Source organism: Chromobacterium sp. HL1, assembly GCF_057418835.1.
Window position 1 is genome coordinate 4444059 of record NZ_CP162399.1, and the last position, 23371, is coordinate 4467429.

The 23371-nt window shown below is 65.9% G+C and carries 22 protein-coding genes; 17 read left to right on the forward strand and 5 right to left on the reverse strand.

Going from position 1 to position 23371, the window contains the following annotated elements; genetic code table 11:
- Positions 1–153: 153 nt before the first annotated feature.
- Positions 154–1770, reverse strand: coding sequence for a peptide ABC transporter substrate-binding protein (locus AB1Z25_RS20265; RefSeq protein ID WP_107800870.1), 1617 nt, complete (start codon positions 1768–1770; stop codon positions 154–156).
- A gap of 720 nt (positions 1771–2490) precedes the next feature.
- Here AB1Z25_RS20265 and AB1Z25_RS20270 point away from each other — a divergent pair.
- From AB1Z25_RS20270 to AB1Z25_RS20285, 4 genes are all read left to right on the forward strand, one after another.
- Complete coding sequence (locus AB1Z25_RS20270) at positions 2491–3624, forward strand: efflux RND transporter periplasmic adaptor subunit (RefSeq protein ID WP_158274363.1); 1134 nt, start codon at positions 2491–2493, stop codon at positions 3622–3624.
- Positions 3624–6710, forward strand: coding sequence for an efflux RND transporter permease subunit (locus AB1Z25_RS20275; protein WP_107800872.1), 3087 nt, complete (start codon positions 3624–3626; stop codon positions 6708–6710). The genes AB1Z25_RS20270 and AB1Z25_RS20275 overlap by 1 nt, the downstream gene beginning before the upstream one ends.
- Positions 6711–6863: 153 nt before the next feature.
- Positions 6864–7076 (forward strand): FitA-like ribbon-helix-helix domain-containing protein, encoded by a 213-nt coding sequence (locus AB1Z25_RS20280; protein WP_019103136.1) that lies wholly within the window; start codon positions 6864–6866, stop codon positions 7074–7076.
- A 3-nt stretch (positions 7077–7079) separates the two neighbouring features.
- On the forward strand, positions 7080–7496 hold the full coding sequence (locus tag AB1Z25_RS20285) for a type II toxin-antitoxin system VapC family toxin (protein ID WP_227105451.1): 417 nt from the start codon (positions 7080–7082) through the stop codon (positions 7494–7496).
- Positions 7497–7501: 5 nt separating this feature from the next.
- Here the strand turns inward: AB1Z25_RS20285 and AB1Z25_RS20290 are convergent, their stop codons facing one another.
- The gene (locus tag AB1Z25_RS20290) at positions 7502–7999 is read right to left on the reverse strand and encodes a CNP1-like family protein (protein WP_158274364.1); all 498 of its coding nucleotides are present in this window, start codon (positions 7997–7999) and stop codon (positions 7502–7504) included.
- 14 nt (positions 8000–8013) lie between these two features.
- Entirely contained in the window at positions 8014–8793 is a 780-nt protein-coding gene (locus AB1Z25_RS20295; RefSeq protein ID WP_107800874.1) for an NRDE family protein, read from the reverse strand.
- Between the two features lie 189 nt (positions 8794–8982).
- On the opposite strand from AB1Z25_RS20295, the gene AB1Z25_RS20300 reads away from it, so the two are divergent.
- Together AB1Z25_RS20300 and pyrC are read left to right on the forward strand one after the other, a co-directional pair.
- Complete coding sequence (locus tag AB1Z25_RS20300) at positions 8983–9213, forward strand: sulfurtransferase TusA family protein (RefSeq protein WP_043589636.1); 231 nt, start codon at positions 8983–8985, stop codon at positions 9211–9213.
- Between the two features lie 196 nt (positions 9214–9409).
- Positions 9410–10447, forward strand: coding sequence for a dihydroorotase (gene pyrC / locus AB1Z25_RS20305; RefSeq protein WP_486636051.1), 1038 nt, complete (start codon positions 9410–9412; stop codon positions 10445–10447).
- A 114-nt stretch (positions 10448–10561) separates the two neighbouring features.
- Here the strand turns inward: pyrC and AB1Z25_RS20310 are convergent, their stop codons facing one another.
- A complete protein-coding gene (locus tag AB1Z25_RS20310) occupies positions 10562–10903 on the reverse strand; it encodes an FKBP-type peptidyl-prolyl cis-trans isomerase (RefSeq protein WP_486636052.1) in 342 nt (113 codons plus the stop codon).
- 308 nt (positions 10904–11211) lie between these two features.
- Here AB1Z25_RS20310 and AB1Z25_RS20315 point away from each other — a divergent pair, with 308 nt between their 5' ends.
- From AB1Z25_RS20315 to AB1Z25_RS20365, 11 genes are all read left to right on the forward strand, one after another.
- The gene (locus tag AB1Z25_RS20315; RefSeq protein ID WP_048413068.1) at positions 11212–11961 is read left to right on the forward strand and encodes a sulfite exporter TauE/SafE family protein; all 750 of its coding nucleotides are present in this window, start codon (positions 11212–11214) and stop codon (positions 11959–11961) included.
- Between the two features lie 160 nt (positions 11962–12121).
- Positions 12122–13648, forward strand: coding sequence for a 4-hydroxyphenylacetate 3-hydroxylase family protein (locus AB1Z25_RS20320; protein ID WP_199225936.1), 1527 nt, complete (start codon positions 12122–12124; stop codon positions 13646–13648).
- 23 nt (positions 13649–13671) lie between these two features.
- Complete coding sequence (locus AB1Z25_RS20325; RefSeq protein ID WP_235085969.1) at positions 13672–14718, forward strand: aromatic ring-hydroxylating dioxygenase subunit alpha; 1047 nt, start codon at positions 13672–13674, stop codon at positions 14716–14718.
- Positions 14719–14731: 13 nt separating this feature from the next.
- Positions 14732–16105 (forward strand): diaminobutyrate--2-oxoglutarate transaminase family protein, encoded by a 1374-nt coding sequence (locus AB1Z25_RS20330; RefSeq protein WP_486636053.1) that lies wholly within the window; start codon positions 14732–14734, stop codon positions 16103–16105.
- Between the two features lie 16 nt (positions 16106–16121).
- On the forward strand, positions 16122–17438 hold the full coding sequence (locus tag AB1Z25_RS20335) for a lysine N(6)-hydroxylase/L-ornithine N(5)-oxygenase family protein (RefSeq protein ID WP_227105462.1): 1317 nt from the start codon (positions 16122–16124) through the stop codon (positions 17436–17438).
- Positions 17419–18720, forward strand: coding sequence for an NAD(P)/FAD-dependent oxidoreductase (locus tag AB1Z25_RS20340; protein ID WP_486636054.1), 1302 nt, complete (start codon positions 17419–17421; stop codon positions 18718–18720). Before AB1Z25_RS20335 ends, AB1Z25_RS20340 begins: the two co-directional genes overlap by 20 nt.
- Entirely contained in the window at positions 18717–19349 is a 633-nt protein-coding gene (locus AB1Z25_RS20345) for an FMN-binding negative transcriptional regulator (protein ID WP_486636055.1), read from the forward strand. The genes AB1Z25_RS20340 and AB1Z25_RS20345 overlap by 4 nt, the downstream gene beginning before the upstream one ends.
- On the forward strand, positions 19342–20418 hold the full coding sequence (gene zapE / locus AB1Z25_RS20350) for a cell division protein ZapE (RefSeq protein WP_486636056.1): 1077 nt from the start codon (positions 19342–19344) through the stop codon (positions 20416–20418). The genes AB1Z25_RS20345 and zapE overlap by 8 nt, the downstream gene beginning before the upstream one ends.
- Complete coding sequence (locus tag AB1Z25_RS20355) at positions 20409–20798, forward strand: tautomerase family protein (protein ID WP_107800885.1); 390 nt, start codon at positions 20409–20411, stop codon at positions 20796–20798. Before zapE ends, AB1Z25_RS20355 begins: the two co-directional genes overlap by 10 nt.
- A gap of 2 nt (positions 20799–20800) precedes the next feature.
- A complete protein-coding gene (locus tag AB1Z25_RS20360) occupies positions 20801–21304 on the forward strand; it encodes a flavin reductase family protein (RefSeq protein ID WP_107800886.1) in 504 nt (167 codons plus the stop codon).
- Complete coding sequence (locus AB1Z25_RS20365; RefSeq protein ID WP_235085959.1) at positions 21301–22182, forward strand: isocitrate lyase/PEP mutase family protein; 882 nt, start codon at positions 21301–21303, stop codon at positions 22180–22182. The genes AB1Z25_RS20360 and AB1Z25_RS20365 overlap by 4 nt, the downstream gene beginning before the upstream one ends.
- Positions 22183–22226: 44 nt before the next feature.
- On the opposite strand, the gene AB1Z25_RS20370 is transcribed toward AB1Z25_RS20365, so the two are convergent.
- On the reverse strand, positions 22227–22910 hold the full coding sequence (locus AB1Z25_RS20370) for a response regulator transcription factor (protein WP_107800888.1): 684 nt from the start codon (positions 22908–22910) through the stop codon (positions 22227–22229).
- Positions 22911–23371: the final 461 nt, after the last annotated feature.

Consider the following 23371-nt stretch of genomic DNA (forward strand, 5'->3'; position numbering starts at 1 on the left):
GTCACGGGCGGGCGGCGCCGTCAGCGACGACCGCCCGCTCAACACACCGGGGTTGCCCCCGTTTCCAGATCAGGGCCGAACGCGCGTCCGCCCGCGCGCCTCCGGTCCCCTGCGGGACGGGAGGCGTTCAGGGCGGCGGCGCGAGGCCGGCGATCAATGCTGGATGATGTAGAGTTCCTTGCTGCGGTAACGATCCACCGGGTTCTTCAGCGAGTAGCCGCCCACATACGGTTTCACCAGGCGCGGCAGCGTGTACTGCAGCACCGGGATCATCGGGTAGTCGTCCATCGCCAGCTTGGTGGCCTGAGTCAGCAATTGGGTGCGCTTGGCTTGATCGGTGCTTTCATTGCCCTGCTTGATCAACTCTTCCGCTTTCTTGTTGCAGTTGAAGTTGTCGTTCTGGGTATTTCCGCACTGGACCAGCGCCAGGAAGGTGGTGGCGTCGTTATAGTCGGCCAACCAGCCGTTGCGCGCCACCTGGTAGTCGCCGTCGTGGCGTTTCTTCAGGAAGACCTTGAACTCCATGTTTTCCATGGAGGTGTTGAAGCCCAGCTTGCTCTTCCACTCGGAGGCCACGAAGATGGCCATCTTCTTGTGGTAGTCGCTGGTGTTGTAGGACAGCTTGAGCGTGGTGCCCGGCTTGACGCCGGCCTGGGCCAGCAGCTTCTTGGCCTCGTCCACGCGCTTGGCCATCGGCCATTGCGCCCAGTCGTAGCTGGTCGGCAGGCCGCCGTGCACGCCTTTGACCATCACGCTATAGGACGGCAGCTGGCCGTCGCCGGTGATTTTCTTGGCCATCAGGTCGCGGTCCACCACCATGGACAGCGCCTTGCGCACGCGCACGTCCTTCAGCAGCGGATCCTTGTTGTTCAGGCTGTAATAGCGCAGGCCCAGGATGGTGGAGGTTTTCAGATCCTTGGGCATGGCGCTCTTGAGCTTGTCGAAGCTGCCCGGCGGGATCTCGTAAGTCATGTCGGTCTGACCGGACTGGTACAGCTTCTGGTCGGCGTTCTGATCTTCGATGGGCAGGAAGCTGACGCGGGTCAGCTGCACGCTCTTGGCGTTCCAGTACTGCGCGTTCTTCTCGATCACCACCTTGCTGTTGACTTGCCAGTCTTTCAGCACAAAGGGGCCGTTGCTGACCATCTTGCCCGGCTTGACCCAGTCCTTGCCGAACTTGTCGATCACCGCCTTGGGCGCCGGGCCCAGTTGGGCGTTGGACATCAGTTCCGGCAGGTAGGACACCGGGAAGGCGGTGTCCACTTGCACGGTGTATTTGTCCAGCGCCTTGACGCCGATGGCGGTCACCGGCTTCTTGCCGGCCACGATGGCCTCGCCGTTCAGGAAGAAGATGCCGAAGGTGCCGGCGTAGGGAGCGGCCAGCTTGGGGTCCACCAGGCGGCGGATGCCGTAGACGAAGTCGTCGGCGGTGACGCCGCTGCCGTCGGACCATTTGGCGTTCTTGCGCAGCTTGAACACCCAGGTGGTGGGCGCGGTCTGTTTCCAGGACTCGGCCACGCCGGGCTGCAGCCTGCCTTCGTTGTCGGTGGCGGTCAGGCCTTCGAACAAGTCGTGGGTGATGATGTTGGCGGGCACGCCCTCCACCACCATGGGATCCAGCGATTCCGGTTCGGAGCCGTTGGAGCGCACCAGTTCCTGCTTGGCGGCCAGCTTGGTGCCCGGCGGCACAATGGCGGCCAGGGCCGCGCCGGAAGTCAGGGCCAGCGCCACGGCGGCCGTGATTGTCTGTAGCGATTTTTTATCAGCCATCTCGCCTACTCTCCTAAGTATTGCCGCTCCCGTCGACTATCGCGGGGCGATCAGAATCTTCACTCGATTGTATCCAGAGTGGTTGGCGGCCATTATGCGCTGAGGATTTTGAATACTTCAAGTGCTAAGCACGGCGCGACGGCGGGCGATTTAACGTTTTTGTCGCAAATTGACTATCCATGCCCGCATTAGCTGTCACAGCTTGCTGATTTCACATTGTTTTTCCACCATTATTTCGTTTCTCATTCTAAAAATTAATGCCTCTCATACACATTGCTCATGACATTGAAAATAAGCCTATACAATTACCCTGTTCAAATATTACAAAAAGCTTATTTTTAATTTGCCGGCTTTTCCCAAAATCATTAACGCTTTTGCGCTTGGCGAAAACGGAAGGGCTTGAGTAAGCTCGATCCGACGCATGCCGCGCGCCAGCCCCGCCCCCCGGCCCCACGCTCCTGAGCCCAGGCCGCGCCGCCAACGCATCTTCCTGATCCGCAAGCCTTATTCGGCCCTATCATTCCAATATGCGGACAGAATCCGGCCCGGTTTTCCGGGCCGCGCGACCAGCGGCGGAGGGACGCCCTGGAAACGCGGCCCGCCGCCGGATGGATGTCCGCGGCAAGCGGCGACGCCGGCATGCGCCAGCAGGTATCGATGGGACGACGCCTGGCATCCACACGGCGGGCTAGGCGCCCGCCCCAAGAGCGAGAAGAAAAGATGAAGAAACGAGTCGTTGCAAGCGCTGCCGCGCTTGCTCTGGCTGCGGCCGGCCTGGCCGGCTGGTATGGCTCCAGGACGAGCGCCGCCGCGTCCAAAACCGCGGCGCGCCCGCCGATTGCCGTTGGCATCGCCAAAGTGGCGGCGGAGGATCTGCCGATAGAACTGAGCGCCACCGGCAATGTCACCGCCATTGAAAAGGTGGAGGTCAAGCCGCAAGTGTCCGGCGTGGTGGCCAAGGTCCACGTCAAGGAAGGCCAGAGCGTAAGCCCGGGCCAATTGCTGTTCACGCTGGACGCGGCGGCGGAAACCGCGCAGCTGAAAAAGGCTCAGGCGCAGACGCTCAGCGACCAGGCCCAGCTGAAAAACGCCGAACGCGACCTGGCGCGCAGCCGCGACCTGCTGGCGAAAAACTTCGTCTCGCAAAGCGTGGTGGACGCCAACCAGTCCAAGGCCGACGCGCTCAGCGCCACCGTGGCCGCGGACCGCGCCCAGGTGGAGGCGGCCCGCGTGGCGCTGGACTACAAAACGCTGCGAGCCTCCATCGGCGGACGCATCGGCGTGATCGGCGTCTATCCGGGCACCCTGGTACAGCCGGGCATGGCCGCGGCGATGCTGACCATCACCCGCATCCATCCGATCAACGCCACCTTCACCCTGCCCGAGCGCGAACTGGGCGCGGTGCGCGCCGCCGAGGCCGCCGGCAAGCTGCTGGTGCGCGCCACGCTGCCGGACAGCGGCGACAGCGTGGACGGCAAACTGGTCTTCATCGACAGCGCGGTGGACAGCGCCAACGGCACGCTGACGCTGAAAGCCGAGTTTTCCAATCCGGACGGCAAGCTGTGGCCGGGCCAATTCGTCACCGTCTCGCTTAACGCCGGCCGCTACCGGCAGGCCACCACCATTCCGGTGGCGGCGCTGCTGACCGGGCCGGAAGGCAAATTCAGCTACGCGGTGCAGGCCGACGGCAGCGTCAAGCGTGTGCCGGTGGAACTGCTGGCCATCCATAAGGAAAAAGCCGTCGTCAAAGGGCTGAGCGTAGGCGAGGCCGTGGTGTCCAACGGCGGCCTCAACCTGCGCCCCGGCGACAAGGTGCGCGCGGCCAAGGCCGGCCAGGCCAGCGGAGGCCAGTGATGCAAATCTCCGAGCTCTGCATCCGCCGTCCGGTGATGACGGTGCTGCTGTGCCTATCCCTGGTGGTGGCCGGCCTGATCGCCTATCAGAAACTGCCCATCGCCGCGCTGCCCAGCTTCGACACCCCCACCATCAACGTTTCCGCCAGCCTGCCCGGCGCCAGCCCGGACAGCATGGCCTCCTCGGTGGCCGCGCCGCTGGAAAAGCAGTTTTCCACCATTCCCGGCATCGCGGTGATCAGTTCGTCCAGCACCCTGGGCAGCACCTCGATCACGCTGGAGTTCGACAACGACCGCAATATCGATCTGGCGGCGGTGGACGTGCAGGCGGCGCTGCTGCGCGCGCAGCGCTCGCTGCCGACGGAAATGACCTCGACGCCGTCCTACCGCAAGGTCAACCCGGCGGATTCGCCGGTGCTGCTGCTGGCGCTCAATTCGCCGGCGATGTCGCTGTCCGACCTCAACGACTACGCCGAAAACTGGATATCGCCCAATATCTCCACCCTCAAGGGCGTGGCCCAGGTCAATATCTTCGGCCAGAAGCGCTACGCGGTGCGGATCAAGGCCGATCCGGGCAAGCTGGCCTCGCGCAATCTGACGCTGGACGACGTGGCCGCCAGCATCCGCGCCGCCAACGTCAACACCCCGGTGGGCACGCTGGAGGGCAAATCGCAGCTGATGACGGTGGAAGCCAACCGCCAGCTGCAAAACGCCGCCCAGTTCGCCAACCTGGTGATCGCCAGCCGCAACGGCCTGCCGGTGAGGCTGTCCGACGTGGCCGCGGTGGAAGACAGCGTGGAAAACCTCAAAAGCGGCAGCTGGGTCAACGGCGAGCGCTCCATCGTGCTGGCGGTGATGCGGCAGAGCGACGCCAACACCGTGGCGGTGGTGGACGCCATCCGCAAGGAACTGCCGCAATTGCAGGCGCAGTTGCCCGGCTCGGTGCGGCTGAACCTACTGAACGACCGCTCGCAGTCCATCCGCGAAGCCATCCACGACGTCAAGCTGACCCTGCTGCTCACCATCGCGCTGGTGATCATGGTGATCTTCATGTTCCTGCAGCGCATGGCGGCCACGGTGATCCCGGCGCTGTCGCTGCCGATCTCGCTGATCGGCACCATAGGCCTGATGTACTGGCTGGGCTACAGCCTGGACAATATCTCGCTGCTGGGCATCACGCTGGCGGTGGGCCTGGTGGTGGACGACGCCATCGTGATGCTGGAAAACATCGTCCGCTACATTGAGGAAGGACTGTCGCCGATGGAGGCGGCGCTGAGGGGCTCGCGCGAGATCGCCTTCACCATCGTGTCGATCTCCTTGTCGCTGGTGGCCATCTTCATTCCCATCTTCTTCATGCAGGGCGTGATCGGCCTGCTGTTCCATGAGTTCGCCGTGGTGGTGTCGCTGGCGGTACTGGTGTCGGCGGCGGTGTCGCTGACCCTGATCCCGCTGCTGTCCTCGCGCTTTCTCAGCGCCGACTCGATCGGACACCAGGCCCGGCGCGGCCGGCTGGCCGCCGCGCTGGAAGGCGGCTTCGACGCGGTGCTGGCCGGCTATCGCCGCACGCTGGACCTGGCGCTCAAGCATCGCCGCCTGACCCTGGCCGGCGCGCTGTCCACCTTCGTCCTGACCGCGCTGATGTTCAACGGCATTCCCAAGGGCTTCTTCCCCACCGAGGACACCGGCCAGATCATGGCCAGCACCGAGGCGGCGCAGGACATCTCCTACGAGGCCATGCTCAAGCTGCAGCAACGCGCCGCGGCCATCACCCAGGCCAATCCCAACGTCGCCTTCGCCACCTCCTCGCTGTCCGGCGGCAACACCGGCCGCATGTTCATCCAGCTCAAACCGCGCGGCGAGCGCGCCAAGCTGGACCCGACCATGGAAAGCCTGCGCCGCGACCTGCGCGCGGTGCCGGGGCTCAGCGTCTATCTGAACCCGACGCAGAACCTGCGCCTGGGCGGACGCCAGAGCAAGAGCCGCTACCAGTACACCTTGCAAGGCATTCAGGCGGAAAGTCTGAACACCTGGTCCGACAAACTCTTGCAGCAGATGCAGGCCGATCCCATCTTCCGCGACGTCACCAGCGACTCCCAGCTCAAGGGCCTGCAAGCCAAGCTGAACATAGACCGCGACAAGGCCAATCTGCTGGGCGTGGACATCCAGAGCATACGCAGCGCGCTGTACAGCGCCTTCGGCGAACGACAGATTTCCACCATCTACACCGCCAGCGACAACTATCAGGTCATCCTGCAGGCGGACGACCCGTTCAAGGTCAACGAGTTCGACTTCTCGCGGCTGCGCGTGCGCGCCGCCGACGGCCAGCTGGTGCCATTGTCCAGCATCGCCTCGGTGGAGCGCACCGTCGGCCCGATCTCGGTCAACCACCAGGGCCAGTTGCAGGCGGTGACGCTGTCCTTCAACCTGGCGCCCGGCATCCCGCTGAGCCAGGCCGATCAACACCTGCGCCAGCTCAAGGACCGCATCTCGCTGCCGCCCTCCATCGCCACCAGCTATAGCGGCGACGCCGCCGCCTTCGAGGAAACCCAGGGCAGCCAGATCCTGTTGCTGGGCATCGCGGTGGCGGTGATCTACGTGCTGCTGGGGGTGCTGTACGAAAGCTACATCCACCCGCTGACGATTCTGTCCGGCCTGCCCTCCGCCGCCATCGGCGCGCTGGGCACGCTGATGCTGTTCGGCCAGGAACTGACCGTGATCGCCAGCATCGGCATCCTGATGCTGATCGGCATCGTCAAAAAGAACGCCATCATGATGATCGATTTCGCGCTGGAGGCTCAGCGCAAACAGGGCATGTCGCCGGAACAGGCCATCCACGCCGCCTGTCTGCTGCGCTTCCGGCCCATCATGATGACCACGCTGGCGGCGCTGATGGGCGCGCTGCCCATCGCGCTGGGCCTGGGCGCCGGCGCCGAGTTGCGCCAGCCCTTGGGCCTGGCGGTGGTGGGCGGCCTGGTGTTCTCCCAGGTGGTCACGCTCTACATCACCCCGGTGCTCTATCTGTATTTCGACGCGCTGGCGCAACGCCATGCGGCCTGGCGGGAAAAACGGCGCGCGCTGCGCGCCTGACGCGACAAGGCCCGCGCCGGAGTCCGGCGCGGGCCTTGCTCTAAAAGTCTCACGAGCAAAAGCGAGACAAGGCGAATAAGCCGCGCCCTCCTTGCAATCCCCCTCTAGCCGGGCATAATGCAATCATTGCTATCAAGTACGGGGAGGCAGACCATGGCCAATCTGATCGTGCGCAATATCGACGATGAAGTCGCCGCGGAGCTCAAACGTCGCGCGGCGGCCCACGGCGTCAGCGCCGAAGCCGAGCATCGCCGCATTCTGCGCAGCGCCTTGCTCGCTCAACCCAAACGCCGCAGCTTTGCCGAAGTCCTGGCCAATATGCCCGACGTGGGCGAAGACGCCGACTTCGAACGCAGCCGGGAATAGGCCGTGTATCTGGTGGACACCAATATCGTCAGCGAAGCTCGCAAAGGCGGCAAAGCCAATGCAGGCGTGCTCGCCTTCTGGCGATCGGCGGACACGGATAGCCTCTATCTGTCCGCCATCAGCGTGGGGGAAATTCGCCGCGGCATCGAGAATCTCAAGCACCGCGGCGACCTCAAGCAGGCCGGCCTGCTGGAACAATGGCTGGACACCATCACCCAGGAATTTTCCCAACGCATTCTGAACTTCGATGCCGATTGCGCCCAGGTATGGGGCAAGTTGATGTCCCCTCACCCCCAGAACGCCGTCGACAAGCAAATCGCCGCCATCGCGCTGATCCACGACCTGACGATCGTGACCCGCAATAGCGGCGATTTTGCCGGCACCGGCGTCAAACTATTGAACCCGTTCGCTCCGATCTAAAAAGCTCAGCCCTGACGCAAGCGCTTCAACGCCTCCTCGGCGTCGCGCGGCGCGCGCTTGTCCGGGCAGGCCAGATCGCGCAGCGAACGGCGCAGCTTGTCGTCGCGCTCTATCTTGCGCCACACCGCCTTGTTGGAGCGGATCCAGTTTTTATCGATGCTGTTGCCAAAAGCGTAAGCGCGGTAGCTGCCCTCATTGCACAGTAGGCCCTCGAAACTCAGGTTCTCGCCGCCGGCCGGGCTTTTCACCCGCACGATCATCCGCACCACGCCGTCCTCGCCCGCGCTCAGGGTCTTGGCGTCGACGAAATACTGATTGACCTGCAGATTGTCGGTGCTGACCGCGATCCAGTCCGGCTGCGCCGGATACGGCGGCAACTGGTAATCGCCCTCCTGCCACGGCACCTCCGGCGCAAAATCTATATTCTTCTTGATCTTGTTGTCGGCCAGCGCCGGCTGCGCGGCGCAGAGGGCCAGCACGATGATGGCGGCAAAGGTCTTCAAATCACTACTCCTCGTCAACGCGCCGGGGCCGCGCTTGGCTGGCCCGGACGCAAGGTGAAACGGCGGCGGCCGGTTTCCCTGCCGGCCAGGCCCCAACTCAATTCCGAAAACTGCATATCGCCGCGCGCCGACACCGTCAGCAGCATGGACGCGCGGGTGCCGTAGTCGCGGCCCTTGATGAAGATGGGCGACAGCACCCGCTCCAGCGCGGAACCGATGCGGGTGTTCGGCAACTGTCCCGGCGGCGCCGGCGTGCCGTCGGACAGGGCGATGAAAGCCTGATCCTCGGTGGGCACGCGCTGAAACTCGCGCAAATACTCCGCCAGCCGCTCGCTCTTGAACCACGGCGTGTCCAGCGTGGCGTTGGACAAGGTGTGAATGCCCGGCGTCACCCGCGCGATCTGGCCGCCGCGGCTGTGGAAATGAAACAGGTCCGAGGTATAGCCGAACAGCAGGTTAAACGGCGCATAGCGGCCTTGCTCGGCGCGCAGCCAGTCCGCGAAGGCGAACGGGTCCTCGTCGCCGGCGACGAAGCGCTCCACCAGTTCGCCGCGCGAGCGCTCCGCCTTGACCGGATGGCCGTCGCGGATATTGGTCACCGCGGCGATGCGGCCGCGGCCGTCCACCATCAGCCAGCCGCCGCCGGATTCGGCGTCGCGGCCGCCCAGCGTATTCTGATATTGCGGCCACCAATCCAGCGGTTCGGTCGGACGCGCATAGTATTCGTCCCGGTTGGCCAGCAACACCAGCTGGCCCAGTCCGGGGGTCTTGTAGGCAAAAGCGATCACGCACATGATGAAGACCGATTTGAGGATGGCTTGGCGACTCGCGTAAACTTAGGGTTTAGGGAGCAGCCGCGGACAGTTCCGACCAGGCCTGTATTCCGCTCAATATCCGCCTCGCGTCGGCGATGCGGCCTTGAACGGGTTCCAAGCGGCCGGGCTTCCCTCCATTGTAACTGATAAGGCTGAGGAAGCCGGACCATGAATTTCGACAAGACCATAGACCTCTCCGGCCTCAACTGCCCGCTGCCCATCCTGCGCGCCAAGAAGGCGCTGGCGGAAATGGACAGCGGCGCGGTGCTGGAGGTGATCGCCACCGATCCCGGCGCGCCCAAGGACTTCGAAGCCTTCTGCCGTCAGACCGGCAATGCGCTGTTGACCTCGGACACCACGGCGGAAGGCAAATTCCGCATGGTGCTGAAACGGAAATAATTTCGATGGCTCGGAGCCTGTTTACCCGCTCGCCGGCAAAGACGAGACCAGGCGAAAGCGGCTGAAGAAGCGGAATGCACATAGCGTACATGAGCATTCTGAAGAGACTTTCAACGCCGTATCGCCGACGCGCAGCAGCTTGTAAACAGGTTCTTTTTGGCCGCCGCCTTTTTCACCGCTACCCGCAGGCAAGACCATGACGCAAACCCTGACCCTGATCCGCCCCGATGACTGGCATCTGCACGTGCGCGACGGCGCGGCGCTGGCCGCCGTATTGCCCGACACCTGTCGCCAGATGGGCCGCGCCATCATCATGCCCAATCTCAAGCCGCCGGTGACCACCGTGGACGCCGCCGCCGCCTACCGCGAGCGCATCCTGGCCGCGCGCCCGGCCGGCAGCCGCTTCGAGCCGCTGATGACGCTCTACCTGACCGACAACACCTCGCCGGCGGAAATCCGCAAGGCCAAGGCCAGCGGTTTCGTCCACGCGGTCAAGCTCTACCCGGCCGGCGCCACCACCAATTCCGATTTCGGCGTGTCCGACGTCAACAAGGCCATGCCGGCGCTGGAGGCCATGGCCGAGGCCGGGCTGCCGCTGCTGGTGCACGGCGAAGTCACCGATCCGGCCATCGACGTGTTCGACCGCGAAGCGGTGTTCATCGAGCAAGTGTTCCAACCGCTGCTGGCCAAGCTGCCCGCGCTGCGGGTGGTGTTCGAGCACATCACCACCCGCGACGCCGCCGAATACGTGGCCGCCGCGCCGGACAACGTCGCCGCCACCATCACCGCCCACCACCTGCTGATGAACCGCAACGCGCTGTTCGTCGGCGGCATCCGCCCGCATCATTACTGCCTGCCGGTGCTCAAGCGCGAGCTGCACCGCCAGGCGCTGCTCAAGGCCGCCACCAGCGGCTCCGCCAAATTCTTCCTCGGCACCGACAGCGCGCCGCACGCGCGCCACGCCAAGGAGAGCAGCTGCGGCTGCGCCGGCATGTACACCGCCAACGCCACCATCGAGCTGTACGCGGAGGCCTTCGAGGCCGCCGGCGCGCTGGACCAGCTGGAAGCCTTCGCCAGCCTCAACGGCCCGGCCTTCTACCGCCTGCCGGTCAACGAGGAGCGCGTGACCCTGGCCAAGCAGGCGTGGACCGTGCCGGACACGCTGCCCTACGACGGCGACGCGCTGGTGCCGCTGCGCGCCGGCGAGAGCATTGCCTGGAAGCTGCTGGACTAAGAAGCTGTTTACGATCTGCTGCGCGTCGGCGATACGGCGTTGAAAACAGACTCTTAAAGAGCAATGGCGAACAACACCCGGTCCCAGCGCCGGTCTGTTGTTCGCCGCGCCGCCTCAATCGTCGCGGGTCAGCACTTCCAGCAGCTCGATCTCGAACAGGAGATTGGAATTGGGCTTGATCAGCGCGCCGATCTGGCGCTCGCCGTAAGCCAGGCGCGCCGGCACGTACAGCCGGCGCTTGCCGCCAGCCTTCATGCCCATCAAGCCCTGATCCCAGCCCTTGATCACGCGGCCGGTGCCGATCACGCACTGGAACGGCCGTCCCTTCGCGTAGGACGAATCGAACTCGGTGCCGTCCTCCAGCCAGCCGGTGTACTGCGTGGTGATCAAGGCGCCCTTGACCACCTCCTTGCCCGTGCCCTCCACCAGATCGGTGATGTGCAGTTCATCGCTCATATGGCTTCCTCGCCTTCAATCTGCCGCGGATGATAGCGGACTCGTCCCGCCGCGGCGAGCCCGGCTCGCCGGCCGGCGCGGTAGTCGCGCGTAAAACTTTTTCTACAAATATATTAATCATTAAATGCAATTCAAATACTACAAGGGCAAACTTTCCCATTTGACATACATCATGACAAATCAGTAGGATGCAAACACTTGAGAACGGCTGATCCCATACAAAATAGCCGTCGGAGAAATAGCAGGAGCCGTCAGGCCAACGCCCGGGAAAGTATTCCAAGCGTGGCAGGCAGGCCAGGAGAACCCCTATGTTGCTGGATTTGCCATGGCAGGACCTGAGCGCCATCTTTGCGGCGGTCACCATTGCTTACGTGATTTTCGGCGTGGCCGGTTTCGGCACCGCCCTGGTCGCCAGCCCGGTGCTGGCCATTTTCATCCCGGTGGCCAAGATCGTGCCGCTGCTGGCGCTGATGGATATGTTCGCCGCCTTCAGCAACATCCTGCGCGACGGCAGCAAGGCGGACCTGGGCGAACTGAAGCGGCTGATCCCGCTGATGGTGGCCGGCAGCCTGATCGGCGCCGCCATCCTGCTGAAAACCCGGCCTGACGCGCTGCTGCTGGCCTTGGGCGTGTTCGTGGTGGCCTACTCGCTGTATTCGCTCAGCGGCCTCAGCCCCAAGCGGCAATTCCAGCCCCGCGCCGCGGTGCCCTTCGGCCTGGTGGGCGGCGTCTTCAGCGCGCTGTTCGGCAGCGGCGGCTTCATCTACGCCATTTATCTGTCCGGCCGCATCGAGCAGAAAGAACATCTGCGCATCACCCAGACCACGCTGATCGGCCTGAGCACCCTGACCCGGGTGGTGCTGTTCGCGCTGGCCGGCGTTTATATGGACGCCTCCCTGCTGCTGCTGGCGCTGATCCTGGCGCCGGCCATGCTGTGCGGGGTGTTCGCCGGCCGACACATCACCCTGCGGCTGACCCGCGAACAATTCATCCGGGTGATCAATACCGTCGTCCTGTTTTCCGGCATCGTCCTGCTGGGCCGTTACTTCAGCCACTGAGCGGCCCCACTACTCAATACCCGCCGTAGCCATCCGCCGGCCGTGACCACGCGCGGCCGCGCCCATGGCGTCGATTCTCTCATCCCTGACGGGAGGGCGTCGTGTCGCCCGCAGTCCGGGAATGTGTTTGCTGCTCTTAAATGACGATGAGGAGTGCCAAGTGAATCATGCTGCATTGAACGAAATGATGACGCCGGAGGAGTACCTGGCCAGTCTCAACGATGGCCGCGAAGTCTACATCTACGGCCAGAAAGTGGCGGACGTCAGCCGGCACCCGGCTTTCCGCAACAGCGCTTACTCGATGTCGCGGCTGTACGAGGCGCTGCACCATCCGGACAGCCAGGAGCTGATGACCGACATCGATCCGGAAGGCTATCGCACCCACCGCTATTTCATGCCCAGCCGCTCCTGTGAGGACTTGCTCAAGGCCCGCGACGCCATCGCCCACTGGTCGCGGCTGACTTACGGCTTCATGGGCCGCACCCCGGACTACAAGGCCGGCTTCACCGCCACGCTGAAATCCGACCCTCATCTGTACGCGCCCTTCCACGACAACGCGCTGAACTGGTATCGCCAGAGCGCGCGCAAAGTGCTGTTCCTCAACCACGTGCTGGTGAACCCGCCGGCGGGCCGCGCCCGCGCCGCCTCGGAGATGCGCGATCTTTACCTGCACGTGGAGAGGGAAACCGACGCCGGCATCATCGTGCGCGGCGCCAAGATGGTGGCCACCAGCGCGGCCATCTCCAACGCCACCTTCGTCGCCCAGAACAGCGCCGCCCAATACCAGGCCGGCGGCGAGGAGGACTTCGCGCTGTGCTTCATCCTGCCGATGAACGCGCCCAATCTCAAGATCATCTGCCGCCGCTCTTACGAAGCCGCGGCGCTCAGCCCCTTCGACAACCCGCTGTCCAGCCGCTTCGACGAAAACGACTCGGTGCTGATTTTCGACGGCGTGTTCGTGCCCTGGGAAAACGTGCTGATCTACCGCGACATCGAGCGCGCGCGCAGCTTCTATTCCGCCTCCGGCTTCCTCAACCGCTATCCGCTGCAATCCGGCACCCGGCTGGCGGTGAAGATGGATTTCATCTGCGGCCTGCTGGCCAAGGTGCTGGAATCCAACGGCAGCGACGGCTTCCGCGGCGTGCGCGCCCGGCTGGCCGACATCGTGGCGCTGCGCAATCTGATGTGGTCGCTGACCGAATCGCTGTGTCACAACCCGGAACCGCGCCGCGACGGTTCGGTGGTGCCGCGGCTGGAAGCCGCCGCCACGGTGCGCTATTTCGGCACCCAGATGATGTCCCAGCTCAAACCGGTGTTCAACACCATACTCGGCGGCTCGCCCATCATGCAGGTGTCCAGCTGGCTGGACCTGGCCAATCCGGAACTCAAGGACCTGATCGGCTGCTACTTCCAGGGCACCGATCAAGAGGCGGTGGACCGGCTCAAGCTGATCAAGCTGCTGTGGGACGCGCTGGGCAGCGAGTTCGGCGGCCGCCACGAGCTGTACGAGCACAACTACGCCGGCAACAACGAGCAAGTGCGGCTGGACATGCTGCGCCACTGCGAGAGCAGCGGCGTGCTGGAGCAATGCCGCGCGCTGGTGGACGACTGCATGGCCGACTACACGCCGGACGGCTGGGCGCGTCCGGGCTGGCAGTTCGACGGCGCTTGCCGCGACCGCGCGTGAACCGGACCGGAAAGGAGGCAAGCATGCTGTACGCAGGCAAATGGGACCGCGCCGGTCTGGACTACCAGGCCTTGAAGAACCAATGGCACGTGGTGGCGCGCGCCGACGAAGTCAGCGCAGAACGCCCCAAGGCGGTGCGGCTGCTGGGCGAGGAACTGGTGCTGTGGCGCGACGGCGCCGGCCAGATCCACGCCTGGAAAGATTATTGCGGCCACCGCGGCGCCAAGCTGTCGCTGGGCTGCGTCAAAAAGGGCGAGATCGAATGCCCGTACCACGGCTGGCGCTTTGACGCCGGCGGCCAATGCACGCGGGTGCCGGCCCACCCGGACCAGGCCACGCCCTCGTCGGCGCGGCTGATCTTCCGCCACCACGCGGCCGAACGCTACGGCCTGATCTGGGCCAGCCTGGACGCGCCGCAACGGCCGCTGCCGGTGTTCCCGGAATGGGAGGACGACAGCTTCCGCAAGGTCTTCGCCGGCCCCTATCGCTATATGGGCAACGCCTTGCGCTCGGTGGAAAACTTCCTCGACGCCTCGCACTTCCCCTTCGTCCACGCCAATCTCAACGGCGACCCGGACGCGCCGGAGCCCTTGCCGGACTACCAGGTGTTCAAGGACGAACACGGGCTGCGCACCTCGGAAATCTCGGTGTTCCAGCCCTATGGCGACCACCGCGGCATCCCGGTCACCGCACGCTACACCTACTCGGTGTTCAACCCCACCACCGCCTACTTCGTCAAGAAGACCGGCGACACCGAGCGCTTCTGCACCTTCCTCAACGCCACCCCGGTGGACGAGGCCGAGTGCGTGATCTGGCTGATCGTCGCCATCAACTTCGGCGCCGACTTGAGCGAGGAAAAAATCCTCTATCGCCAGGACATGGTGTTCGAGCAGGACCGGCTGATCGTGGAATCGCAGCGCCCGGCGCGGCTGCCGCTGGACCTCCAGCAGGAAATGCATGTGCGCAGCGACCGCTTGGGCATCGAATACCGGCGCTGGATCAAGGAACTGGGTCAGCGCGCCGACGCGCAGGACCACGCCGAGCCGCGCGCCGCGGCCTTGCTGAACTGACAGGGAGTAAACGATGGACGCCTTTGAACCCCGCCGCCTGCAACTGGCCGAGCGCGAATCCAACGCCCGCACCTACGCGCGCGGCATAGACCGCGTGATCAGCCGCGGCGAACTGGCCCGAGTTTACGACAGCGAGGGCCGCGAATACCTGGACTGCCTGGCCTGCGCCGGCGCGCTGCCGCTGGGCCACAACCACCCCTTCGTCCAACAGCGGGTGGCCGATTTTCTGCAGTCCGGCCAGTTGCAGCAGGCGCTGGACATCGCCACCCCGGCCAAGCTCGCCTTCGTGGAACAGCTGTACCAGGCCCTGCCGGCCGCCTTCGCCGAACACGCCAAAGTGCAGTTCTGCGGCCCGTCCGGCTCCGACGCGGTGGAAGCCGCGCTCAAATTGTTCAAGACCGCCACCGGCCGCCGCCCAGTGCTGGCCTTCCAGGGCGCCTACCACGGCATGACCATGGGCGCGCTGGGCATGATGGGCAATCTGGGGCCGAAACAGGCGGTCAGCGGCTACCCGGCGGAAATCCAGTTCCTGCCGTTTCCCTACGCCTACCGCAGCCCCTTCGGCGCCGACGCCGCCGACACCGAGCGCCTGTCGCTGGCCTATCTGGAAAACCTGCTGTCCGACCCGGAAAGCGGCGTAGGCAAGCCGGCCATGCTGCTGGTGGAACCCATCCAGGGCGAAGGCGGCTGCATTCCGGCCAGCGCGGAATGGCTGCGCGGCCTGCGCGAGATCACCGCGCGCCACGATGTGCCGCTGGTGATGGACGAGGTGCAGACCGGCTTCGGCCGCAGCGGCGACATGTTCGCCCATGAATGGGCCGGCATCGTGCCGGACGCCGTCATCCTGTCCAAGGCGGTGGGCGGCGGCTACCCGCTGGCCCTGGTGGCCTACCACCGGAAATACGACCGCTGGGCGCCCGGCGCCCACGCCGGCACCTTCCGCGGCAACCAGATCGCCCTGGTCAGCGGCGCGGCCACGCTGGAATACCTGCGCCGGCCCGGCGTGCTGGAGCAGGTGCGGGAAGTGGGCCAGCTGCTGCGCCGGCGCTTGCAGGCGCTGCAAACGCGCTTCTCCTGCATCGGCGAGGTGCGCGGCCGCGGCCTGATGCTGGGCGTGGAACTGATAGACCCCAACGGCGCGCCGGACGCGCTGGGCCACCCGCCGGCCAACGGCCTGCTGGCCAAGGCGCTGAAACGCGCCTGTCTGGAACACGGCCTGATCCTGGAGAGCGGCGGCCGCCACGGCGCGGTGATGCGGCTGCTGCCGCCGCTGATCATCAGCGCCGACGACGCGGAGGAGATCGTCCGCCGTTTTGAAACCGCGCTGGCCAGCCTGTGGCCCGCCGCCCCGGCCGCCGCGCACGCCCCGGCCGCAATGGCATTCTGAACCCTGGAGCGACAGCATGACGCACACCGTACACGACATCATCGGCATCGGCTTCGGCCCCGCCAACATCGCGCTGGCCATCGCGCTGGAAGAACTGGCGCCGCAGCTGTCCGTGCGCTTCCTCGAGCGGCGGCCCTCCGCCGCCTGGCAGCCCGGCATGCTGCTGGAAGGCTCGGACATCCAGAACCACCCGCTGCGCGACCTGGTCACCCCGCGCAACCCGCGCAGCCGCTACACCTTCACCAACTTCCTGCACGAGCACAACCGGCTCTACGAGCACCTGAACCTGCCGCTGCACTACCCGCTGCGGCTGGAGTACGCGCAATACGTCAGCTGGGCCGCCGGCTGCTTCCAGCACCTGGTGGAATACCAGCGCGAAGTCATCGACATCCTGCCGGTCAGCGACAGCGACGGCGCGCTCAGCCATTACCGCGTGCTCTGCGCCGACGGCCGCGAATACCTGGCGCTCAGCGTGGTGCTGGCGCCGGGCCGCACCCCCAACATCCCGGAACCGTTCCAGCGCGCGCCGGACCCGCGCGTGGTCCACCTCAACCACTACCTGCCGGCGCTGGAACGATTGAAAGCCAAGGGCGGCGGCCGGGTGGCGGTGATAGGCGGCAGCCAGAGCGCGGTGGAAATCCTGCTGCACGCCAGCGCCGAGCCGGCGCTGACGCGGGTGGTCGGCGTCACCCGCAACTTCGGCTACCGTCAGAAAGACACCAGCCCCTTCTCCGACGAGGTGTATTTCCCCGCCTTCGTCGACGCCTTCTTCGCCGCCAGCCCGGAACACAAGACCCGGCTGCGCCAGGAACTGGTGTTCACCAATTATTCGGCCGCCGACATCGACGTGCTCAACCAGCTCTACGTCAAGCAATACGCCAACCGGCTGCAGGACAAGGACAGCCTGGCCCTGCTCACCTGCATGGACACCGAGGCCTGCGAACCCGGCGCCGACGGCGTCACCCTGCGGCTGCGCCACTTCCTGGGCGGAGAAGTCGTCAGCGAAACCGTGGACCTGGTGATCTTGGCCACCGGCTTCCTGGATCTGGGGCGCGGCCCCAAGCGCGAACCCTGGCCGCGCGTATTGGAAACGCTGGCGCCGCAGCTGTGCGCCGAGCGCGACACCGTGGACATCGCGCTGGACTACCGCGTGCGCCTGCAGGGCGAGGCCGACCGCGGCGCGCCGCTCTACCTGAACGGCCTGTGCGAATCCTCCCACGGCATGGGCGACGCCGGCTCCTTCAGCCTGCTGGCGCTGCGCTCGCAGGCCATCGTGCAATCGCTGACGGCGCGGCTGGAACAAGGATCGCGGCATGACGGCGCCCGCGCTTGAGGCCTTGCTGAGCGCCGCCAGCGGCTGGCAGGCGCGCGCGCCGCGGCTGCTGGCGGCCAAGGCCGACGCGCTGCCGGTCAGTTGCGAACTGGCGGTGATAGGCGCCGGCCTCACCGGGCTGTCGGCGGCGCTGGCCGCCGCCGAGGCCGGCTGCTCGGTGGTGGTGCTGGAGGCCGACGCCGTCGGCGGCGGCGCCACCGGCCGCAACTCCGGCTTCGTGGTGCCGGTGCCCGCGCGCTGCGGCCCGCCGGAACTGCGCGCCTGGCTGGGGCCGCAGGCCGACGGCTATCTGGCCGGCCTGAGCGAGGCCGCGGCCGAACTGCTGGCGCTGCCCGAAGCCAGCCCGGTGCGCAAAGGCTGGATGCAATTGTTCGCCGCCCCCGGCTCCGCGCCGGCCGCCGCCCTGGCCTGGCGCAGGCTGGGCGTGCGCGCCCGCGCGCTGGACGCCGAGCAGGCTCGGGCGCTGAGCGCCGCCGCCGGCTACCACGGCGGTCTGCTGTTCGAAGACGGCGGCCAGATCGACCCGCTGGCGCTGGCGCGCGGCCTGGCCGAACGCTGCCGCCGGCGCGGCGTGGTGCTGCTGGAGCGCTGCCCGGCCAAGCTGGTGGAAGCCAGCCCGCGCGACGGCATGCACGTGATCCGCACCCCGCGCGGCAGCCTGCGCGCCGGCCGCGTGCTGATGGCGGGCAACGCCTACAGCCGCGACGGCGTCGCCGAAGTCGCCCGCCACAGCGTGCCGCTGACGCTGGCGCTCGGACAGTTCGAACTGAGCCCGGAACAACAGGCGCGGGTGCTGCCCGCCGACATCCCCTTCTCCGACAACCGCCGCGACATGTGGTTTTTCCGCAAAATGCCGGAAGGCCAATTGCTGACCGGCCTGTTCGCGCTGCGCGCCGACGCCGAAGCGGAGCAATACGCCGCCGCCTTGCGCCAGCGCGTCCGCGCCGTCTTCGGGCTGGAGCTCGACGCCGCGCCGCGGCTATGGGCCGGTCAGGTCGGCCTCACCCCGTCCGGCCTGCCCAGCCTGCGCCGCGTCGGCGACGGCGTCCTGGCCTGGACCGGCTGCAACGGCCGCGGCCTGGCGCTGTCCTTCATGCTGGGCCGAACCCTGGCGCGCCAGCTGATAGGCGCCGGCCCGACCCTCTTGCCCTTCAACTCGCGACCGCTGCGCGGCCGCGCGCTGCTAAAGTGGATGGCCGAAACAGCCATCGCCCACGACCGCCGCCGGCGCGCCCGGCTCGCGCAGACCGAAGCGCCTACGCAAAAGGACACCCTCCAGTGAGTTCATGCGCCTTCCATTACCAGGAATACTGCTGTAGCCGCCCCGAGCTGATAGACCGGATGATCGCCCGCTACCCGCTGGCGCTGATCAGCAGCGAACACCAGGGCCGGCTGCACGCCAGCCACATCCCGCTGTTCCGCGTCGCGGACCGCAGCCTGTTCGGCCACGTCGACCGCCGCAACCCCCAATTCCAGGGCCGCGGCCGCTTTCCCGCGCATCTGGTGTTCATGGGCCCGCAAAGCTATATCCCGCCGGAAGCCTACCGCAGCCGGCTGCTGCCCACCTGGAACTACGTCGCCGTGCATATGGACGTCGAAATCGAAGTGCTGGACGACCTGGAATCCGCCCGCCGCGCGCTGAGCGACACCTGCGAGCGGCTGCAGCCGCCGCAAGCGCCGTTCCAGTACGAGGCCGCCGATCCCCGGGTGATCGCCAACGCGCCGCACATCCTCGGCCTGCGCGTCCATGTGCTGCGCGAGGAAGGCCGCTTCAAGCTATCGCAGGATAAAAAACCGGAAGACCAGCAGGCGGCGCTGGACCATCTGCTGCGCCGCGACGAAGCCAGCGAGCGCGCGCTGCTGGACGCCTTGCTGCGCTTCGTCGAAACCGCGGAGCCGGCGCATGGCTGAACCCTCCGCCCTGAGCCGGCGCTTCATCGATCAGGGCGTCGTGCTGGACCCCGGCCAGCGCCGCGCCGCCGACGCGCTGGACGCGCTGCGCGTCCAGGCGCGGCCCGGCCCCGCCTGGCCGCTGCGCCGGCCGTCGCCGCAAACCGGCGCCTATCTGTGGGGCGAGCCCGGCCGCGGCAAAACCATGCTGATGGACGGCCTGTTCGCCTTGTCCGCCGAGCCGGCGCAGCGCATCCATTACCACCAGTTCCTGCGCGATCTGCACCGCGGCCTGGCCCAGGCCGGCGGCGAGCAAGCCAATTACCTGCCGGCGCTGGCGCGGCGCGTGGCCGCGCAAAGCCGTTTGTTCTGCCTGGACGAATTCCATCTGCACGACATCGCCGACGCCATCCTGATGGAGCGCTTCCTAACCGTGCTGCTGGAAGAGCGGGTGCGGGTGATCCTGACCTCCAACTACGCGCCGGAACAACTGCTGCCGGACCCGCAGCTGCACCGTTACGCGCTGCGGGTGATCGCGCTGATCCAGCGCCATATGCAAGTGCTGCACCTGGACGGCGAGCGCGACTACCGCTACCGCGAAGCCGCCGCCGGCGAACACTATCTGCACCCCTGCGGCGCGGACACGGAACAACACCTGCGCCGGCTGCTGCAAGAACAGGGCCGGACCGTGGGCCCCGCCGCCGCCGTCTCCCTGTCCGGCCGGCCGCTGCCCGCGCGGGCCCATAGCCCGGACTGCGTCTGGTTCGATTTCGAAACCCTCTGCCTGGGCCCGCGCTCGCATCTGGATTACCTGGAAATGTCGGAACGCTGGCACACCGTGGTCGTCTCCGACATCGTCCAGGCGCAGCTGAACAAGGCGGACGGCCTGCGCCGCTTCATCTGGCTGGTGGACGTGCTCTACGACCGCCGCCAGCGCCTGCTGCTGATCTCGGAACGCCCGATCGAAACCATGTTGCGCGAAATCACGCTGTCGGCGGACACCCACCGCACGCTGAGCCGGCTCGCCGAAATGCAATCCGCCTCCTTCGCCGCCGCCACCGCCATCGAAATGAGCCCCCTATGCCAATAGTCAGAATCGAAGACGCCGCCGCGCGCACGCCGGCCCAGCGCCAAGCCATCGTCCACTGCGTCTACGACGCGCTGCGCGCCGTGTTCGGCGTCAGCGACGAAGAGCTGCAAGCGCGCTATCAGCGCTACGCGCCGGAAGACCTGCTGCCGCCGGGCGGCGATCCGGACTACCTGCACATCGAAATCACCGTCTTCGCCGGCCGCAAGCCGGAAACCAAGAAAAAGCTCTACGCCAGGCTGGCCGCGGATCTGGCCGCGCTGCTGAACATCGCGCCCGCCTCGGTGCTGATCCTGCTGCGCGAAGAAGCCGCCGACAACTGGGGCATGCGCGGCGGCCAGGCCGCCAGCGAAATCGATTTCGGCTACGCCATCGCCGTCTGACGATGGGCCAAGACCAGCAGGCCCTGCGCCAAACCCTGGGCAGCTTCGCCACCGGCGTCGCCGTCGCCTCCGTCCTGGACCCCGAGCGCGGCCCGCTGGGGCTGACCATCAACGCCTTCAGCGCGCTGTCCCTGGAGCCGCCGCTGATCCTGTGGTGCCTGCGCCGGCAATCGCGCGCCGCCGCCAGCTTTCTCTCCGCCGATCGCTTCGGCATCCAGGTGCTGAGCCGGCAACAACTGGACCTGTGCCGGCTGTTCGCCGGCCCCGATCTCGACGAGCGCAAGCGCGCCCAGTTCACGCTGCGGCGCCACGGCGCGCCGCTGATCGACGGCGCCGCCGCCTGGCTGGCCTGCCGCCGCAAAAGCCATTACGAAGAAGGCGACCACCTGATCTTCATCGGCGAGGTGCTGGAAACCCATCACGACCCCGCGCGCCAGCCGCTGGTCTACTGGCGCGGCCGCTACCATCAAACCCATCCCCTAGCCCCTCTGGAACCGCAAACATGACGCAAAACAGCAAACACGTCCTGCGCAGCCTGATAGCAAGCCGCTCCGGCCTGCTGGTGCCCGGCGCCTACAACGCCCTCAGCGCGCGCCTCGTCGAAGACCTCGGCTTCGGCGCCCTCTATCTGACCGGCGCCGGACTGACCAATATGCAGCTGGGTCTGCCCGACCTGGGCTTCGTCGGCCTGAAGGAAGTGGCGGACCAGACCGCCGCCATCCGCGACGCGGTGTCCATCCCCATCATCGTCGACGCCGACACCGGCTTCGGCAACGCGCTCAACGTGCGCCGCACCGTGCGCGTGCTGGAACGCGCCGGCGCCGACGCCATCCAGCTGGAAGACCAGGTCCTGCCCAAGAAATGCGGCCATTTCGCCGGCCAGAGCCTGATCAGCGCCGCCGAAATGTGCGGCAAGCTTCAGGCGGCGGCGGACGCGCGCCAGGATGAGAACCTGCTGATCATCGCCCGCACCGACGCCTGCGCGGTGGACGGCATAGACGCCGCCATCGAACGCGCCGGCCGCTACGCCGAGGCCGGCGCCGACGTGCTGTTCATCGAAGCGGTGCGCGAGCTGGACGACATCCGCCGGCTGCCGGCGCTGTTCGACCGCCCCTTGCTGATGAATATCGTCATCGGCGGCAAGACCCCGGCGCTCAGCGCCGCCGATCTGAAAGAACTGGGCTACGGTCTGGTGCTGTACGCCAACGCCGCGCTGCAAGGCGCGGTGCTCGGCATGCAGCGGGCGCTGGGCGCGCTGTCCCGCGACGGCATTCTGCAAGAAGACCCGCAACTGGTGGCCCCGTTCGCCGAACGTCAGCGCCTGGTCAACAAGCCGCTCTACGACGAACTGGACGCGCGCTACGGCGCGGCCGGGCGGGAGTGAGCGCGGCCGGGCCGCGACGAAGGGCGGGCGCCCAGCCCGCCCGTCTATTGGATTTCGTCCTTGATGAAATACAGCTCGTGGTCCGACTTCAGACCCAGCTTCTTGATCGCGGCCTGTTTCTGGCCGCTGATGGTCTTGATGCTTTTGGAGAACTTGTCCGCGATTTCGCTGACCGTCATGCCTTCCAGAAAACAGCGCAGCACCTCCAGCTCCCGCGGCGACAAGGCGGACAGGCGGACCACCCGGTCCATCGCGTCCGGCGCATGCGTGGAACTGTCGGCGGGCACGCTGTCCGCCTGCTGGGCCTGCGCCAATTCCAGCGCCATTTCCGCGGTCAGATACACGCGCCCGGACGCCGCCACCCGGACCGCCCGCACCAGTTCGTCCAGGTCCTGCTGTTTGCCGACGAAGCCGCGCGCGCCGGCCCTCAAAGCCAGGGACACCGTGGCCGTGTTGTAATAAGAGGACATGATCAGGATCACCACCTCGGGAAAACGCGCGCGGATGGCGCGGATCAGGTTCAAACCGTCCATGTCCTGAGGCTGCAGCGCGTAATCCAGCACCAGCACGTCCGGCCGCTCATGATTCAAGGCCGCCAGAAAAGAGCGGCTGTCGCCGAAGCTGCCCGCCAAGACGATATCGCCCTCCTGCGACAATCTAAAGCCCAAGCCCTGTCTAACCACCTCATGGTCGTCCAATAACATCACTTTGATTTTTCTTTTCTTCATTCCTCCTCCATGGCGATAAAAATCACTTCAGCATCAATTCAAACTCCCGCTCTTTGAAAAGCACGTCCCAATATAGCATGCGCCGTCAGCGCGCCGCAGCCGGCCCCTCTCTCTTTCAAAATCCGCCGCAATATTTCAAGCGCCGACTTTGACCCATGATAAAACAAGGCAAAACAATAAGACGCCGGACACCAATATCATGCAATAAAATCAAGCAAAATAAATATTTCTCAAAAGATCAAAATACAAAAACATACTCTGCGCGCGCAAACGCGCTTGCGCGCCGGATTGATAAAAAATGCTAAATGCCCGGACAAATCGGCGTCAACAAGACCATTCTCAAAGCCGGGCGTTCGCTAAGCGCTTATTTCCCAGGTAAAATAAGCCGCATGCAATTAACCGCCTTCCAGAACGCCGCATCGCCAAAACGGCCGGACCGACTATAATGCCCAAGAAAACAC